Here is a 14,738-nt window from a genome sequence, read left to right on the forward strand (position 1 = left end):
TGCACTTGCACCTTCCTTCGCTGTTTACTTCAGGAGAGAAAATGTCCTCAGGCCCTACCGCAAAGCTGATCGATGAGTTGGTGTGGAGTGTACGTGGCGCCGAGCAAGACGCCCGCACGCGGCATGTGCTGGCGCAAGCCTTGCATGGGCTGGTGCGCCTGGCGCGGTCGGAACAGTTGCTGGAGATTCAGCGCGATGCGGCGCGTGCCGTCGGTGCGGGCAGCCGCCGCGAAATGCGCGCGCTGCTGCGGCGCATCGCTACGTCGGGGCACGGCGAGCAGGGGCAGCTACCGCTGGAATTGATGGGCAGTCATACCGGCCAGGCCTGCGTTGCGCCTGGCCTGGCGAGTCGCTAGTTTTTTTCGCGGGCTGCGATACGGCCCAGTGCGGCCGCCGCCATGCCAGGCCACAGGAAAGTCAGGGGCAGGGTGACGATGGCCGCCGCCGTGATGTCGACCAGCCAGTCCGAGACGGCGCCATGGCGGTAAGGCAGGAAGCTCTGGATGAACTCGTCCAGCGCGCCCATGGCCGCCACCATCAGCATGGTGTGCGCGGCGCGGCGCTGCATGCCGCCGGCCGTGCCGCTGAACAGGATCAGGGCCAGCACGCCGTAGCCGATGGAATGCAAGACCACGCCGGAGGCGTATTGGCCGATATCGGCGCGTGCGCCAGGAATATCGCCAATCAGGATGACCAGTGCATACAGGATCAGTGCGCTGCGGTAGCGCCAGCTTTGGTATTGCTCGGAAAAACAGTAGCGTGTCAGGGTTGCCAGCATGGGTAGTCAGGGTAGTGAAAAAGACCACCATAGCATGGGCACGGCGGCAAGAGATGATTCTTGCACAATACTTTGTCTGCAGACAAAAAAAGGCCCGCTGCTGAGCGGGCCAAAAACCCAAAAGGGTTCAAGAGTTGAGCGGTGCTGACCATGTCGCAGCAGGGAAATGTTGCCTGCGCCACAGTCATGAAGAGGGTGTGGTGTACCACGGGGGCACACCTGTCTGCCGTCGCGCATATCGGTTGCGTGTACAGCAGATGAAGCTAGTATAGGGAGGGAAAATGACCGGGCTATGACACGCCGCAACATTTTTTAAAGAAAGATTGTTGATGCCTGGAACGGCGCAAAAGGCGGGGGTGGCGGACGCGTGCACAGACGCCGGATAAAAAAAAGCCCGCTGGTGAAAGCGGGCTTAAAACTATTTTCTTGGAGGAGAATAGTGGAGACAGGTGCATTATGCTGCGTCGCACGATATGTGTCTAATGGTATTTTCAGATATCGATTATCGTTTTTTGATATAACTGAGCCGATTGTGCCGTCAGGGATTTATTCCTTGACGGCAACTGTATAGTTCAGCGCCATGCGGCCGCCATCGACATAGATGGTTTGTCCCGTCATGTAGCTGGCGTCGTCGCTGGCCAGGAAGGCGGCGATGCCGGCCACTTCTTCCGGTTCGCCGCAGCGGCCCAGCGGGGTGCGCGACAGGATGGTGTGGCGCGCTTGCGGACTCGACAGGACAGCTTGCTTGGCCAGTTCCGTCAGGATGGTGCCGGGGCCGATACCGTTGACCCGCACGCCGTACGGCGCCAGGTTCAGCGACATGACCTTGGTCAGCTGGTTGATGGCGCCTTTCGATACCACGTAAGGCACCTGGTTCGGGATCGCCAGCTCCGCGTTCACGCTGGACATATTGATGATGCAGCCACTGTTGCGCTTGACCATTTCGCGCGCCACGCCCTGGCCGCACAAAAACATCGATTTCAGGTTGATGCGCATCACGCGGTCGAAATCATCTTCGCAGACGTCGAGGAAGTCGGCCGCATGGGTCACGCCCGCATTGTTGACCAGGATGTCGATATGGCCGAAGCGGGCCACGGTTTCTTTCAGCATCGCGTCGACATCGGCTTTCTGGCTCACGTCGGCGCAAAAGAAGTGCGCCTGCGGGCCCAGCGCGGCGGCTGCTTGCGCGCCTCCTTCCTTGATGTCGACCAGCATGACTTGCGCGCCTTCCGCGATCAAACGGCTGGCGCACGCCAGGCCGATGCCCTGTGTGGCGCCCGTGACGATGGCGGTTTTGCCTTGTAATTTCATGGTGTTTCCTCTGCGGCTGGTGGCGCCGCGCTGGCCGGACGGCCATCCTGCGCGGCAAAAGCAGATTTTAATCCCTGCGCGGCGCTTACAGGAGGATCGCTTGGTTCGGCAACTGATTGCTGCGCGGGCCGGTGGCGGGAAAATGACTTTGCAATAAAGTGTTGAGTTGCTGCAGCGCTTGCAGGGTGCTGTCGTGGAACTTGCCGCTGGCAAAACCCGTGGTCATGGTACGGCACACGGCTTGCCATTCTTCGGGGCTGACACGGCGGCCCACGTTGCGGTCGGCCACGATATCGACCTGGTGCGAGGCGAGGTTGATGTAGATCAGCACGCCGCAATTGTCTTCCGTGTCCCACACGCCATACTGGGCGAACAATTCACGCGCCCGTTGACGGTTGCTGACGCCCGCATATGCCATGCCGGGCGTCAATGCCGCTTCGACGATCAGGCGGATTTCTGCGTTATGGACTTTTTCGCCATCGGCGATGCTGTGCTCGATGGCTTTCAGGGTGGCTTCCGGGAACGCCTTGCGCGCTGCCGCTGGCGTGCTGCGCAAGTGTTTCAAGGTACGTCCGCAACGTTGTCCGAACGATAGGTGTTTCGTGCCGTGATGTTGATTCATTACCAGTCTCCCGAGGCGCCGCCGCCATCAAAACTGCCGCCGCCACCGCCGCCAAAACTGCCGCCATCGCCACCGCCGCCGCCAAAACCGCCGCCGCCCGTAAAGCCGCCACCGCTGCGGTTGTTCAGCGCCTGGTTGAGGATGCTTCCCAGCACCACGCCGGTGGCGCCGCTGGACCAGTTGCTGCCGCGCTGCAAGCGGTTCGGGCCGCCGCGCGAGCGGTACACGATCAAGGCGACGAGGAAGCCGAAAAACAGCAGCGGCAGCCAGAAGCTGGCGCCCGTCTGCACGGCGGCCGGCGCCTGTTTCTGGGCCGGCGCAGGGAATTGTTCCTGGTTCAGCAAGGTGGCGATGGCGCCCGTGCCCGCCACCAGGCCGCCGTAATAATCGGCCTGCTTGAAATGGGGCGCGATCACGTCTTGCAGGATGCGTTTCGATTGGGCATCGGTCAGCACGCCCTGCACGCCACGGCCCGCCTCGATGCGCAGGCGGCGCAGCGCGGACGGATTGTCTTTCGCCACCAGCAGCAGCACGCCGTCATCGACGCCCTTGCGGCCCAGCTTCCAGGCATCCGTCACGCGGATACTGTATTGTTCGATGGCTTCCGGCGCCGTGCTCTTGACCAGCAGCACGGCGATCTGGCTGCCCGTCCTGGCTTCATAGTCGCCCAGCACGGCTTCCAGCGCCGCTTTTTGCTTGTCATCCAGCATGCCGGCCTGGTCGGTGACGCGGGCGGCCAGCGGCGGCACGGCCACCAGCTGTGCGCTGGCCGGCAAGGCCAGCCAAAACAGCAGCGCCCCGCACAGCGCCGCCAGGTAGGCCCGGATGTTCATCTTATTTGCCGAAGTCGACGGTAGGCGCCGTCGAGATGGCTTTTTCATTCTCGACCGTAAACGATGGCTTGACCTTGTAGCCGAAGACCATGGCCGTCAGGTTGTTCGGGAAGCTGCGCGCATGCACGTTGTAATCTTGCACCGCCGCAATATAGCGCTGGCGCGCCACGGTAATGCGGTTTTCCGTGCCTTCCAGCTGCGACTGCAGGTCGCGGAAACTGGTGTCGGCCTTCAAGTCAGGATATTTCTCGGATACCACCATCAGGCGCGACAGGGCAGACGACAGCTGGCCCTGCACCTGCTGGAATTTGGCGAAGGCATTCGGGTCGTTCAGCACTTCCGGCGTGATCTGGAAACTGGTGGCGGCGGCGCGCGCCTTGGTCACCGCTTCCAGGGTTTCGCGCTCATGGGTGGCATAGCCTTTCACCGTGTTGACCAGGTTGGGGATCAGGTCCGAGCGGCGCTGGTACTGGTTGACCACTTCGCCCCAGGCCGCCTTGGTCGCCTCGTCCTTGCTTTGGAAATCGTTGTAGCCGCAGCCCGTCAAGATGCCGGCCAGCACGGTAACGCTCAGGGCCAGGCGCATCCATTTGGTGAATTGTTTGGTGATTTGCATGATGGGTTCCGTGCGTAGTGAGGGGATGCGGCAAATATACCTGAATCTGCAGAAGATGCCGCTTTCATCCGCTTCACTTCAGCGTGGTCAAATTACCACATAGAAATAATTGATATATCAGATATGTCATCGTGATATATTAGAAAAAAGAATGTCAACAAATCAAGGTTGGAGACGCTGATGCAAAAGCCCCTGGCACGAACACCACGCCCGCAAAAACAGATCCCTTTCCAGCGATGGGCCGGCCTGGCCGCCAGCCTGATGCTGGTCGCCTGCGGTGGCGGTGGCGCCGCAGCGCAAGCGCCTATCGCCGTGGCGCCGGTGCCGACACCGGTGCCGACGCCGACTCCGACACCCACGCCGACACCGACACCCACGCCCACGCCCACGCCCGCCTCGCTGTGGCCCGCATCGGCCCGCGCCGATGCTGCGCTGGCCGGCCTGGAACCCGCCTTGCCGGCCAGGCTATGCGCCACGTTGAGCGCCAGCCTCGTCAGCAATGCGGCCGGCGTGCTCGATGCGGCCGTGGATGCGGCGCCGGCCGATTCCCAGCCGGACGCTGCGCGCATCCAGGCGGCTCTCAACGCCTGCCCGGCGGGCCAGGCGCTCAAGCTGGTGGCCGGTAGCCAGGGGCAAAATGCCTTCCTGTCCGGCCCTTTGAGCTTGCCGCCTACCGTCAGCCTGTGGCTCGATGGCGGCGTGACCCTGTTCGCTTCGCGCCGTCCGGCCGATTACCAGATCGCCGGCAAGAATGCCTGTGGCGAAGCATCGACCAGCGACAATGGCTGCCTGGCCTTGATCACCACCACGCCGAACGGCAATGGCTTGTATGGCGAAGGCGTGATCGATGGCCGTGGCGGCGCCGTGCTGACGTCGGGCGCGTATGCGGGCCGGCTGACGTGGTGGGACGTGGGCGCGCTGACCAAGACGGGCGGCAGCGCCATGAGCAGCCAGAACAATCCGCGCCTGGTGCAAGTGAATAATGGCAGCAACTTCACCGTGTACCGGCTGAGCTTGCAGAACGGGCCGAAGTTCCACCTGGTGTCCAGCGGCGTCGATGGCTTGACCGTGTGGGACAGCAAGCTGCTGTCGCCCACCCTGGCGTATTCCGTGGCCGGTTACCGCTGCGCTGCCGGCAGCATGCCGGTAGTGTCCGGCACGCCCAATGTCAGCACGCCCAGCACCTGCTTTACGCCCGATACGGTGAAAAATACGGATGGCATCGATCCGGGCCAGTCGAAGAATGTCTTGATCGCCTACAACCATATCAGCGTGGGCGACGATGGCATTGCCGTCAAGGCGCATACGGGCAAGATCGGCCCCGTGTCGGCCATGCGCATCTGGCATAACCGCATGTACTTTACGCACGGCATGTCGATCGGCAGTGAAACGGATAGCCATGTCGATGGCGTCAGCATCCGCGACCTGGCCATCGATGGTTATGACATGGGCGCCACCAGCGGTTTCCGCATCAAGACGGACGATAGCCGTGGCGGCGAAGTCAAGAACGTGACGGTCGATGGCCTGTGCGCACGGCGGCTGCAGCAGCCGATCGCCATCGACAGTTATTACGGCGATGCGGCCGACGCCAGGAATGCGCTGCTGCCGAATATCCACGACATTACCCTGCGCAATGTGCGTTACCTCGATACGCCGGGCTCCCGCTACAACGGCGACAAGGCGCTGCTGCTGTTGCGTGGCTACCAGTCGGCCACGCAAAGCTATCCGCTCTACAACATCGTTTTCGACAACGTGGTCTTCGACAGCCTGCCCGGCTGGGTCGCGACGAAGATAAGCCAGCCCGTGCCATCGAATGCGGCGCTGGTGATGGGCCCCGGCCCCGTCTCTTTTGCCAGCGTGCTGACGGCCGCTGCCGGAGCGAACGGGGTCAGCGTGACCGACCGCCGCAGCGCGCAGGCGGCGCCCTGGGATTGCAGCGCGGCCTTTGTCGATTTTCCGGCCGCCAATGCGCCCATGTCCCTGCCTTGATGTACTACACCGAGCGTTACACCCAGCAAGACCATCATAATAAAAGGAGACCAGAGTGTTTATTGATCGTTATCCATTCCGGCGGGCTGTGGCCTTGCCTGTTTTGCTGTTCCTGTCCGCTTGCGGCGGCGGCAGCAGCGATGCGGGCGCGCCCGCAACCGTGCTGGCATCGGTGCAAGTGAGCCAGAGCGTCGACCGCAGCGCCGTGTCGGTGGGCGACCGTGTCACCTGGACCATGAGCGCCAGCAACAAGGGACCGGGCGCCACCAGCGGCCCCATTACCCTGGTCACGACCGTGCCGGCCAATATCAGCGGCATCAGCGTCACTGCCACGGGCGCCACCTGCGGCCCCGCCGTCAGCACGCTGACCTGCACCATCGCCGCGGGCCTGGCCGCCAACGCCAGCGCCAGCGTGGTGTTGTCGGCCACGGCAGCGGGGGTGGATAAACTGGCCAGCAGCGTGATGGCCAGCGGCCCCGATGCGCCCGCCTGCGTGGCGGCTGCCGGCTGCGCGGCCACCACCACCGTGACGGCCGCCGCCTTGCCGAACGTGAGCGTGACGGCCAGCGTCGACAAGGCCAGCGCCATCGTCGGCGATAAATTGACCTGGAGCATCAAGGCGCTCAATAGCGGCAATGCGTCCAGCGCCGGCGTTATCACCTTGAACACCAGTTTGCCTGTCAATATCAGCGGCGCCACTGTAACGGCCACGGGCGCCAGCTGCGCGGCCATCAGCGGCGCCACGCTCAATTGCAGCATCGCCGCCGGCCTGGCGCCGAACGCCAGCGCCAGCGTGCAGATCAGCGCGAATGCGGCAGCGGCCGGCAGCCTGGTCACGACCGTGGTGCCGGCCGGCGCCAACGCCAGTTGCGCCACGCCGGCAGTGTGTACCACCAGCACCAGCGTGACGGCTGCCGCGGTCGCCAATGTGTTGCTGAGCAGCACGGTTGACAAGGCCACGGCCAATCTGGGCGACACGATCAGCTGGACCATCCAGGCCATCAATAGCGGTTCCGCAGCGACGACGTCTGCCGTGACCTTGAGCAATACCTTGCCTGCGAATATCAGCGGCGTGACGGTGACGCCGACGGGCGCCAGCTGCAGCATTTCGGGTAGCAGCGTGAGCTGCAGCGTGCCGGCTGGCCTGGCCGCGGGCGCTTCGGCCAGCGTGCGCATCGCCGCTGTCGCCAGTGCTGCTGGCAACCTGGTCAATACGGTGACGCCAGGCACGGGCAGCAGCTGCGCCAGCACGGCCGTTTGCAGCAGCACCACGCTGGTCGCTTCCGGTGTCGTCGCCTCCACGGCAACCCGGCCGCAACTGGATGCGGCCACGGCAGCGGGATTGACGCCCGTCAAATACCTGGCGCAAGGCGGCAAGAGCTTGCCAGCGAGCAGCTTGCCGGTCGATAACTGGGACCCGACGGCTGGCGTGGGCGATGTCAGTACCTTCACGGCGCAGTTCACGGTCGATGCGGCGGGCAAGAGCGACGCCAGCAATTTTGTTACCGTGCAAGCGGCCATCGATGCGGCCGTCGCACTGGGCAATAAAGTGCCGCCCGTGTTTATCCGCGTGCAGCCCGGCACCTACCGCGAAACGGTGTGTTTGCCCAGCAGCGGCACGCCGGCCATCCGTTTATACAGCCTCGATAGCGATGCCTCGCATACGGTGATCGTGTTTAATAACGGCAATCCGACGGTGGATGCGGCCAAGACCAACGGCAACAAGTGCAATAGTTCGCCCGCCAATCCCATCGGCACCAGCGGCAGCGCCACCTTCGCCGTCAACGCGGCCGATTTCCAGGCCAAGAACCTGACTTTTTCCAATGATTATGTGAAGGGCAGCTTTGCCGGCAGCAATCAATCTGCCGTGGCCCTGATGACGCAGGGCGACAAGATCGTGCTGGAAAATGTGCGCCTGCTGGGCCACCAGGACACCTTCTACATGAAAAGCGGCAATGTGGACCAGGTGTCGCGCGTGTACGTGAAAAACAGCTATATCGAGGGCGATGTGGATTTCATCTTCGGCCGTGGCACGGCCGTGCTGGATAATTGCACCATCCACACCTTGAACACGGGCAACGGTACCGGCTATGTCACGGCGGCCAGCACCGATTACCGTAACGCCTATGGTTTCCTGATCACCAACAGCCGCTTCACGGCGGAAACGGGCACGCCGGCCGGCCAGATCTACCTGGGCCGTGCCTGGGATGAAGGCGTTGCCAGCCTGGCCGCGTATGGCGTCACCTCGCCGAATGGACAAGTGCTGATCCGCAACTCGGTGCTGGGCGAGCATATCCGCAAGGCCGATCCATGGGCAGACTCGACGGCCACGCGCCCCTACAGCTCGGTGCCGGCGGGCGCCTTGCCGGCCAACCGTTTGCTTGAATATGGCAACACGGGGCCGGGAAATGGCAACTAGGAAGAACGCGGTTTAATCTTCTCTGACAGCGCCGTGCTTGTCTGCTGGCAAGCGCGGCGCTGTCGTAGCAAACCCGCGCCGCGTTACAATACGGGGTTTGCAACTGAATATAGAGAAGGTGTGCCGTGAATTTCATCAATAAATTATCCGCCGCGTGGACGGCCAATAATTCCCTGCTGTGCGTGGGCCTGGACCCTGACCTGGCGAAACTGCCGGCGGAATTGCGCGATGCGCCCGATGGAATCACCACCTTTTGCACCCGCATCATCGACGCCACCGCCGACCTGGTGTGCGCGTTTAAACCGCAGATCGCCTATTTCGGCGCGCTGGGCGCAGAAAAACAGCTGGAAGACATCTGCCGCTATGTGCGTGAACACTATCCGCACATTCCGCTGATCCTCGACGCCAAGCGCGGCGATATCGGCGCCACCGCCACCCAATACGCGCGCGAAGCGTTCGAGCGTTATGGCGCCGACGCCGTGACCGTCAACCCCTACATGGGCGAAGATTCGCTCGATCCTTACCTGGCGTGGGCCGACCGCGGCGTGATCATCCTGTGCCGCACTTCGAATCCGGGCGGTTCCGACCTGCAATTCCTGAATACCGATGGCGAACCGCTATACCAGCGCGTGGCGCGCCTGGTGGCCGGCAAATGGAACAAGAGCGGCCAGTGCGCACTGGTGGTGGGCGCAACGTTCCCTGAAGAACTGGCGCAAGTACGCGCCATCGTCGGCGACATGCCGCTGCTGGTGCCGGGCATCGGCGCCCAGGGCGGCGACATTGCCGCCACGGTCGGCGCAGGCCAGACGGCGGGCGGCATGGGCATGATGATCAGTTCTTCGCGCGCCATCATTTACGCCAAGCCGCAGGATGGCGAAGATTTCGCCGACGCAGCACGCCGCGTGGCGATCGAAACGCGCGACGCGATCAACGCGCACCGTAGCGTTTAAGGTCGGGGCAAGATGCAAAATGCCGGGCTAGCCCGGCATTTTTTATTTAATCGCGTTGCGGCGCGACCATCTCTACATAATCGTAGAGTTCACCCAGTATCTCTTCCCCCCGCTCATCGACCGATTCCGACAAGGTATCGATTTCCGTAAACAGCATCTCGATGGTGCGGGCGCCGGCCTCGCCATCGAACAGGCGGGCGGCGCGGTGCTGTTCCCAGCGCAGGCTTTCCGCTTCGCTCAATGTCTGCGGGAAATTGCGCGCGCGGTAGCGGAACAGCAATTCCTGCAGGCGTTCGTCGGCAAACGAGGGACGGGCGGCGGCCAGTTCGGCTGGCGTCTTGCGGCGCAGCGAGTCGAGCAGGCGGCGGTCGTCATTGCTGATAAAGCCGCCATACAGGTCTTCATCCACGTCGACGGCGCCTTCGCCAGCGGGGCGCTGGAACACGGCGGCCCAGGTGGCCGACATGTCGGGCAGGGTAGCTGCATGGCTGGCGTTGGCCCGCGCTGCTTCGACATCGATGCCCCAGCGCTCGGCCATGGCCGGCGACAGGGTCTTCAAATTGCCGACCAGCATGGGCGACTTATTCAGGTGCACGCTTTTCACGGGCAGGCGAGTCATGCCTTCGGGCATGGCGTCGGCGCGGGTAAACAAGCGCGTGCGGATGGTGTCGGCGTCCAGCGTCGCCAGTTCGCGCGGGTCGTACTGGCAATCCCACACCAGCACCTCGTTTTTATTGCTCGGGTGCGTGGCCAGCGGCCACACCAGGCCCAGGCAGCCGCGCTCGGCGGGGAACATGCCCGAGACATGCAGGAAAGGCTGGCGCTGGGCAGCGTCCAGGTGCATGCCCATTTCGCTGGCGACCCGGTCTTTCTTGTGCAGCGCCAGGCAAAATTCGAACAGCTTCGGCTGCGTCTGCCTGATCAGCCGGGCCAGGGCGATGGTGGCGCGCACGTCGGACAGCGCATCGTGGGCCGCTTCGTGCAGCAGGCCGTTGGCCTTGCTCAAGTGTTCCAGCTTGAAGCTGGTCTGGCCATCGTCGCGCCTGGGCCATTGCAGGCCGTCCGGGCGCAGCGCATGCGTCATGCGCACCACGTCGAGCAAGTCCCAGCGGCCGCAATGGTTTTTCCATTCGCGCGCATACGGGTCGTGCAGGTTGCGCCAGAGCAAGAATCGCGTGACTTCATCATCGAAGCGGATGGTGTTGTAGCCCACGCCGATGGTGCCAGGCTCGGAAAAGGCCGCTTCGATGACGGCCGCGAATTCATGCTCGGGCACGCCCTGCTGCAGGCATTGCTGTGGCGTAATGCCGGTGATCAGGCACGATTGCGGGTCAGGCAGGAAATCATTGGCAGGCTGGCAATACAGCATGATGGGCTCGCCGATTTCATTCAGCTCGGCATCGGTGCGGATGGCCGCAAACTGGGCCGGGCGGTCGCGGCGCGGCTGTACGCCAAAGGTTTCGTAATCGTGCCAAAGAAAAGTCTGGATAGTCATTGATGGTGGTGGCGTTGTGGTCGCTAAAAAAGTCGTGGCTATAGTTTTTTGAATACTTGCCGATACTATATGTGATCAGAGAGGATCGCTCTCGCTGCGCTAAGCGCATGGTGTCATATATTGCCCGTTCAAGGAGGCCTATCGTGTCAATTCCCATCGCCGCAAGCAGTAATTCCGCCAGTTCCCTGAATTCCGTCAATGCTGACGATCATAAAGTCCGTCAAAAGGATGGCGGCAGCGCCGAGATGAGCGTCAACGACAAGTCGCGCCTGCAATTGAACGCGTCCATCATGCAGGCCTCGCTCAATGTGTCCATCGGTTCACAGAATGATCCGCTGGCGCTGGTCTACAAATCGGCCATCACCAGCATCAATGAAGCGTTGAAAGGCCAGTATGGCGATGACGCCGTGCAAAACGCAGCGTCGCAAGACAATAGTCCCGAGGCGACGGCGAGCCGCATTGTATCCTTGTCGACCGGGTTTTTTGAAGCCTACAAGAAACAGCATCCGGGCGAGGATGACGATGCCACCCTGCAAAAGTTCATGGACACCATCGGTGGCGGCATGGAAAAGGGTTTCAAGGAAGCGCGCGACATCCTCAGCGGCTTGAAGGTGCTGGGCGGCGATATCGCCAGCAATATCGACAAGACCTATGCGCTGGTGCAAAAGGGTTACGCCGATTTCCAGGCCGCGCACAGCAGCAAGAAGGCGGATTCGCCAGCCGCGCCAGCCACGCCAGCGAGCCCGGATAAGCCAGCCACCAAGGCGGCCTGATTTACTACAGGGAAACGGTATTGCGTCCCGAGGCCTTGGCCCGGTACAGGGCAGTGTCGGCCGCGGCGATCAGGCCGTGTTCATCTTGCCCCTGGGCCAGGCTGGCCACGCCGAAGGAACCCGTGATATGCGGCAGCGGACAGCGCATGTCGTTGAAGATGACGGCTTGCTGCATGCGCTCGCACAGCCGTTCCGCCACCAGCATGGCGACTTGCTCGCTGGTATCGGGCAAGATCACCATCAATTCTTCGCCGCCATAGCGCACGGCAAAATCCGTGGGGCGCGAGGCGGCCCCCAGTACCTGGGCGGCGATGCGCAGCGCCTGGTCGCCGGCCTGGTGGCCGTGGGTGTCATTAAAACGCTTGAAATGGTCGAGGTCGATCATCACCAGCGACAGCGGTTCGCCGCTGCTGTGGGCGGTGACGATCATATTCGGCAGCAAATCGTTGAGCCAGGCCCGGTTGTACAAGCCCGTCAGGCTGTCGACCATCGATAGCTGGCGGTAGAATTCGCCGAGTTTCTGGCGCCGGCGCAGCAGGGCGTTGGCGGCGCGGATGCGGAAGGACAGCAGGCGCAGCAGGTTGCGCGCCAGGCCGTTCGACTGCTCGATCAATTCCCAGACGAGGCTGGCGTGAATCACCAGCAAATCGGTTTCTTCCAGTGCGGAAATGGCGGCCAGGTTGCTCGCTTCGTCCAGCACCGACTGTTCTCCCACGCTTTCGCCGGGCAAGACCTTGCTGACCGTGCCGTCGTCCATGCCGGTATGGGTGTCGGCCGCGACGGCCAGCGCGCCGCGCAACACGATGTAGAGGCTGGCGCCTTGCGTATCGGCCAGCGCTTCGCCCGCCTCCAGGCGAATCACGGGGCAGGGCGCCAGCATGGTCGCCGTCCGGCTATCCGCCCCATCGCGAAATAGCTGTAGATCGCCGATGTTGCAGTTTGAAGCGCTGAAGTTGCCGATTTGTTCCACAAGCCCACTTTCAAAAAGCCAGCGTCACGCAAGCAGTGAGCCGGTTGCTTCATGATAGCTTAAAGCGGGCTTTACTGTAATGAAAAAGGCTTTCCAGAAGTGAAATTATGTGTGGAATACGACAATTATTTTATCGGTATGATAATTGCGTTAAAGGCAATGTTGGCGGGGCTTGCCAAAAATCGTTTCCGCAAATGCAAAGGCAGCCTTGAACGGCTGCCCAGGTCTCTATAAAAACACGGGGAATTACTCGGCGGCTTCTTCCGCTTCGGTCTCGTCGACCACGGCATTCTTGCCGCTGGCGTGGCGCTTGCTGCCGTGCAGGCGGCCCATGGCGCTATCGATGGCGCGCTTGAGCTTCTCGGTGGCGCCGCTCAGCGATTGATGCACGCTGGCATTTTGCTCGGTGACGGCGATAGGTTGATAACCGGCGACGCGGGCTTCGATGACGCAGCGGATATCGTCCGCGCCGCCTTTCGGGCCATTCGTGTCGCTCAGGTGGACTTCGATGCGGGTCAGGTTGTCGCGAAAGCGGCTCAGTGCGTTTTCAAGGACGGATTGCACATGTTCGGTCAATCCAGGGGTGTGGGCGATGGTGCTGTCGGTATTGATATTGATTTGCATATGCTTGACTCCTTCAATTCAAAAAAAACCCATCACAGCCGTGCTACGGCCTTATGCAGATGACCTCCTGCATGAGACTTATCTTACTCCTGTTTCCCCTATTTCAAGGGGCTTTGCACGATTAAGATGGGCTTAACCCTTCAGCCAGGTCAAGTTTCCTCACTGAAACTATCTGCCATCGGCTATCGCGGCAGCGCTAGTCGTGGGCTGCCCCGACCTGCACGATCGTCTTGCCAAAGTTCTGGCCTTTCAAAAGGCTGATCAAGGCTTGCGGCGCCTGCTCCAGGCCGTGCAGCAGATGTTCGCGGTAACGGATTTTTCCCTCGGCAAGCCATGCTCCCGCTTCCTGCAGGAAGTCGGCGAGCTGGGTGGGGGCATATTCCGTCTGGATGAAGCCGCGCAAGGTCAGGCTCTTGCCCATGATCTGCGCCATGGTGCTGGACAGACGATCGACGTGGCCTGTGGCGCCGGCGCTGGCTTCATATTGCGAGATCAGGCCGCAGACCGGCACGCGGGCGTAAGTGTTCAGCAGGGGCAGCACGGTATCCCAGATGCGCCCGCCGACGTTCTCGAAGTAGACATCGATGCCGTCCGGGCAAGCCTTGGCCAACTGCCCGGCAAAGTCCGGCGCCCGGTAGTCGGCGACAGCGTCGAAATGCAATTCCTCCTTCAGGTAAGACAGCTTTTGCTGGCCGGTGGTGATGCCCACGGCGCGGGCGCCGCGCAGGCGGGCGATTTGTCCCACCGCCGAGCCTACTGCCCCGCTTGCCGCTGCGACCACCACGGTTTCGCCGGGCTTCGGCTGGCCGATGTTGCGCAGCCCTGCGTAGGCGGTGAAGCCCGTCATGCCCAGCACGCCCAGTGCGGTGGAGGGCGGGGCGGTCGCCGGGTCGAGCCGGCGCAGGCCGCTGCCGTCGGACAGGGCAAAGCGCCGCCAGCCTGACGACGCCAGTACCCAGTCGCCTTCCTGCCAGTGTGGATGGCGCGACTGGCGCACGCGCGAGACCGTCGCACCGACGATCGCTTCGCCGATCTGGATCGGGGTGTTGTAGGATTTTTCGGCGCGCATCCACCAGCGCATATACGGATCGATCGACAGGAAAATCGTTTCCAGCAGCACCTCACCCTGGGCCGGAACGGGGACTGCCAGGTTCTCCAGGCGCAGGTCGGACAGTTGCAGCTCCCCATCCGGACGCGCGGCCAGCACGATCTGTTGATTGGCATACTTGCTCATAGGTTTCTCCTGTTGGTGGGACCTTGCGCTATTCTGTCGGCTGCTCAGCGTAGCGCATTAACATACATTGTGTATGCGAATGAAATATTAACATACATCGTGCATGTCATTGCGTGCTGCGAAT

14 protein-coding genes are annotated in these 14,738 nt (G+C 62.2%); 5 read left to right on the forward strand and 9 right to left on the reverse strand.

Features of this window, described 5'->3' with window-relative positions; translation table 11 throughout:
- Positions 1 to 41 precede the first annotated feature (41 nt).
- A complete protein-coding gene (locus ACL9RI_RS15535) occupies positions 42 to 356 on the forward strand; it encodes a hypothetical protein (protein ID WP_422727419.1) in 315 nt (104 codons plus the stop codon).
- On the opposite strand, the gene ACL9RI_RS15540 is transcribed toward ACL9RI_RS15535, so the two are convergent.
- The 5 genes from ACL9RI_RS15540 to ACL9RI_RS15560 all read right to left on the reverse strand — a co-directional run bounded on the left by ACL9RI_RS15540 (position 353) and on the right by ACL9RI_RS15560 (position 4,130).
- The gene (locus tag ACL9RI_RS15540) at positions 353 to 778 is read right to left on the reverse strand and encodes a VanZ family protein (protein WP_422727420.1); all 426 of its coding nucleotides are present in this window, start codon (positions 776 to 778) and stop codon (positions 353 to 355) included. The two genes, ACL9RI_RS15535 and ACL9RI_RS15540, sit on opposite strands and share 4 nt — an antisense overlap.
- Before the next feature lie 546 nt (positions 779 to 1,324).
- On the reverse strand, positions 1,325 to 2,089 hold the full coding sequence (locus ACL9RI_RS15545; protein ID WP_422727421.1) for an SDR family NAD(P)-dependent oxidoreductase: 765 nt from the start codon (positions 2,087 to 2,089) through the stop codon (positions 1,325 to 1,327).
- A gap of 85 nt (positions 2,090 to 2,174) precedes the next feature.
- On the reverse strand, positions 2,175 to 2,711 hold the full coding sequence (locus tag ACL9RI_RS15550; protein WP_422727422.1) for a TPM domain-containing protein: 537 nt from the start codon (positions 2,709 to 2,711) through the stop codon (positions 2,175 to 2,177).
- On the reverse strand, positions 2,711 to 3,544 hold the full coding sequence (locus ACL9RI_RS15555; protein ID WP_422727423.1) for a TPM domain-containing protein: 834 nt from the start codon (positions 3,542 to 3,544) through the stop codon (positions 2,711 to 2,713). The genes ACL9RI_RS15550 and ACL9RI_RS15555 overlap by 1 nt, the downstream gene beginning before the upstream one ends.
- A gap of 1 nt (position 3,545) precedes the next feature.
- The gene (locus ACL9RI_RS15560; RefSeq protein WP_422727561.1) at positions 3,546 to 4,130 is read right to left on the reverse strand and encodes a LemA family protein; all 585 of its coding nucleotides are present in this window, start codon (positions 4,128 to 4,130) and stop codon (positions 3,546 to 3,548) included.
- A gap of 210 nt (positions 4,131 to 4,340) precedes the next feature.
- Here ACL9RI_RS15560 and ACL9RI_RS15565 point away from each other — a divergent pair, with 210 nt between their 5' ends.
- The 3 genes from ACL9RI_RS15565 (at position 4,341) to pyrF (ending at position 9,518) form a co-directional block, all read left to right on the forward strand.
- Positions 4,341 to 6,149, forward strand: a complete 1,809-nt coding sequence (locus ACL9RI_RS15565) for a glycoside hydrolase family 28 protein (protein ID WP_422727424.1) — start codon at positions 4,341 to 4,343, stop codon at positions 6,147 to 6,149.
- 55 nt (positions 6,150 to 6,204) lie between these two features.
- Positions 6,205 to 8,568, forward strand: coding sequence for a pectinesterase family protein (locus tag ACL9RI_RS15570; protein ID WP_422727425.1), 2,364 nt, complete (start codon positions 6,205 to 6,207; stop codon positions 8,566 to 8,568).
- 125 nt (positions 8,569 to 8,693) lie between these two features.
- Complete coding sequence (gene pyrF / locus ACL9RI_RS15575) at positions 8,694 to 9,518, forward strand: orotidine-5'-phosphate decarboxylase (RefSeq protein WP_422727426.1); 825 nt, start codon at positions 8,694 to 8,696, stop codon at positions 9,516 to 9,518.
- A 46-nt stretch (positions 9,519 to 9,564) separates the two neighbouring features.
- Here pyrF and sbcB read toward each other — a convergent pair whose 3' ends face one another.
- Positions 9,565 to 11,013 (reverse strand): exodeoxyribonuclease I, encoded by a 1,449-nt coding sequence (gene sbcB / locus ACL9RI_RS15580; protein WP_422727427.1) that lies wholly within the window; start codon positions 11,011 to 11,013, stop codon positions 9,565 to 9,567.
- A gap of 143 nt (positions 11,014 to 11,156) precedes the next feature.
- Here sbcB and ACL9RI_RS15585 point away from each other — a divergent pair, with 143 nt between their 5' ends.
- Positions 11,157 to 11,786: a DUF5610 domain-containing protein gene (locus ACL9RI_RS15585; RefSeq protein ID WP_422727428.1), complete on the forward strand. Its 630-nt coding sequence runs from the start codon at positions 11,157 to 11,159 to the stop codon at positions 11,784 to 11,786.
- 4 nt (positions 11,787 to 11,790) lie between these two features.
- On the opposite strand, the gene ACL9RI_RS15590 is transcribed toward ACL9RI_RS15585, so the two are convergent.
- The 3 genes from ACL9RI_RS15590 to ACL9RI_RS15600 all read right to left on the reverse strand — a co-directional run bounded on the left by ACL9RI_RS15590 (position 11,791) and on the right by ACL9RI_RS15600 (position 14,614).
- A complete protein-coding gene (locus ACL9RI_RS15590; RefSeq protein WP_422727429.1) occupies positions 11,791 to 12,756 on the reverse strand; it encodes a GGDEF domain-containing protein in 966 nt (321 codons plus the stop codon).
- Positions 12,757 to 13,002: 246 nt separating this feature from the next.
- Positions 13,003 to 13,380, reverse strand: a complete 378-nt coding sequence (locus tag ACL9RI_RS15595; RefSeq protein WP_422727430.1) for an HPF/RaiA family ribosome-associated protein — start codon at positions 13,378 to 13,380, stop codon at positions 13,003 to 13,005.
- 196 nt (positions 13,381 to 13,576) lie between these two features.
- Complete coding sequence (locus ACL9RI_RS15600; RefSeq protein ID WP_422727431.1) at positions 13,577 to 14,614, reverse strand: NADP-dependent oxidoreductase; 1,038 nt, start codon at positions 14,612 to 14,614, stop codon at positions 13,577 to 13,579.
- Positions 14,615 to 14,738: the final 124 nt, after the last annotated feature.

It is taken from the genome of Janthinobacterium sp. Mn2066 (genome assembly GCF_049319705.1).
Lineage (GTDB): Bacteria > Pseudomonadota > Gammaproteobacteria > Burkholderiales > Burkholderiaceae_D > Janthinobacterium.

Excerpts from the sequence above, each read along its gene's own strand:
- ACL9RI_RS15545 (WP_422727421.1), bottom strand. The coding sequence starts at position 2,089 with ATGAAATTACAAGGCAAAACCGCCATCGTCACGGGCGCCACACAGGGC.
- ACL9RI_RS15540 (WP_422727420.1), bottom strand. The coding sequence starts at position 778 with ATGCTGGCAACCCTGACACGCTACTGTTTTTCCGAGCAATACCAAAGC.
- ACL9RI_RS15565 (WP_422727424.1), top strand. The coding sequence starts at position 4,341 with ATGCAAAAGCCCCTGGCACGAACACCACGCCCGCAAAAACAGATCCCT.
- ACL9RI_RS15535 (WP_422727419.1), top strand. The coding sequence starts at position 42 with ATGTCCTCAGGCCCTACCGCAAAGCTGATCGATGAGTTGGTGTGGAGT.
- ACL9RI_RS15600 (WP_422727431.1), bottom strand. The coding sequence starts at position 14,614 with ATGAGCAAGTATGCCAATCAACAGATCGTGCTGGCCGCGCGTCCGGAT.
- ACL9RI_RS15560 (WP_422727561.1), bottom strand. The coding sequence starts at position 4,130 with ATGCGCCTGGCCCTGAGCGTTACCGTGCTGGCCGGCATCTTGACGGGC.
- ACL9RI_RS15555 (WP_422727423.1), bottom strand. The coding sequence starts at position 3,544 with ATGAACATCCGGGCCTACCTGGCGGCGCTGTGCGGGGCGCTGCTGTTT.
- ACL9RI_RS15595 (WP_422727430.1), bottom strand. The coding sequence starts at position 13,380 with ATGCAAATCAATATCAATACCGACAGCACCATCGCCCACACCCCTGGA.
- ACL9RI_RS15550 (WP_422727422.1), bottom strand. The coding sequence starts at position 2,711 with ATGAATCAACATCACGGCACGAAACACCTATCGTTCGGACAACGTTGC.
- sbcB (WP_422727427.1), bottom strand. The coding sequence starts at position 11,013 with ATGACTATCCAGACTTTTCTTTGGCACGATTACGAAACCTTTGGCGTA.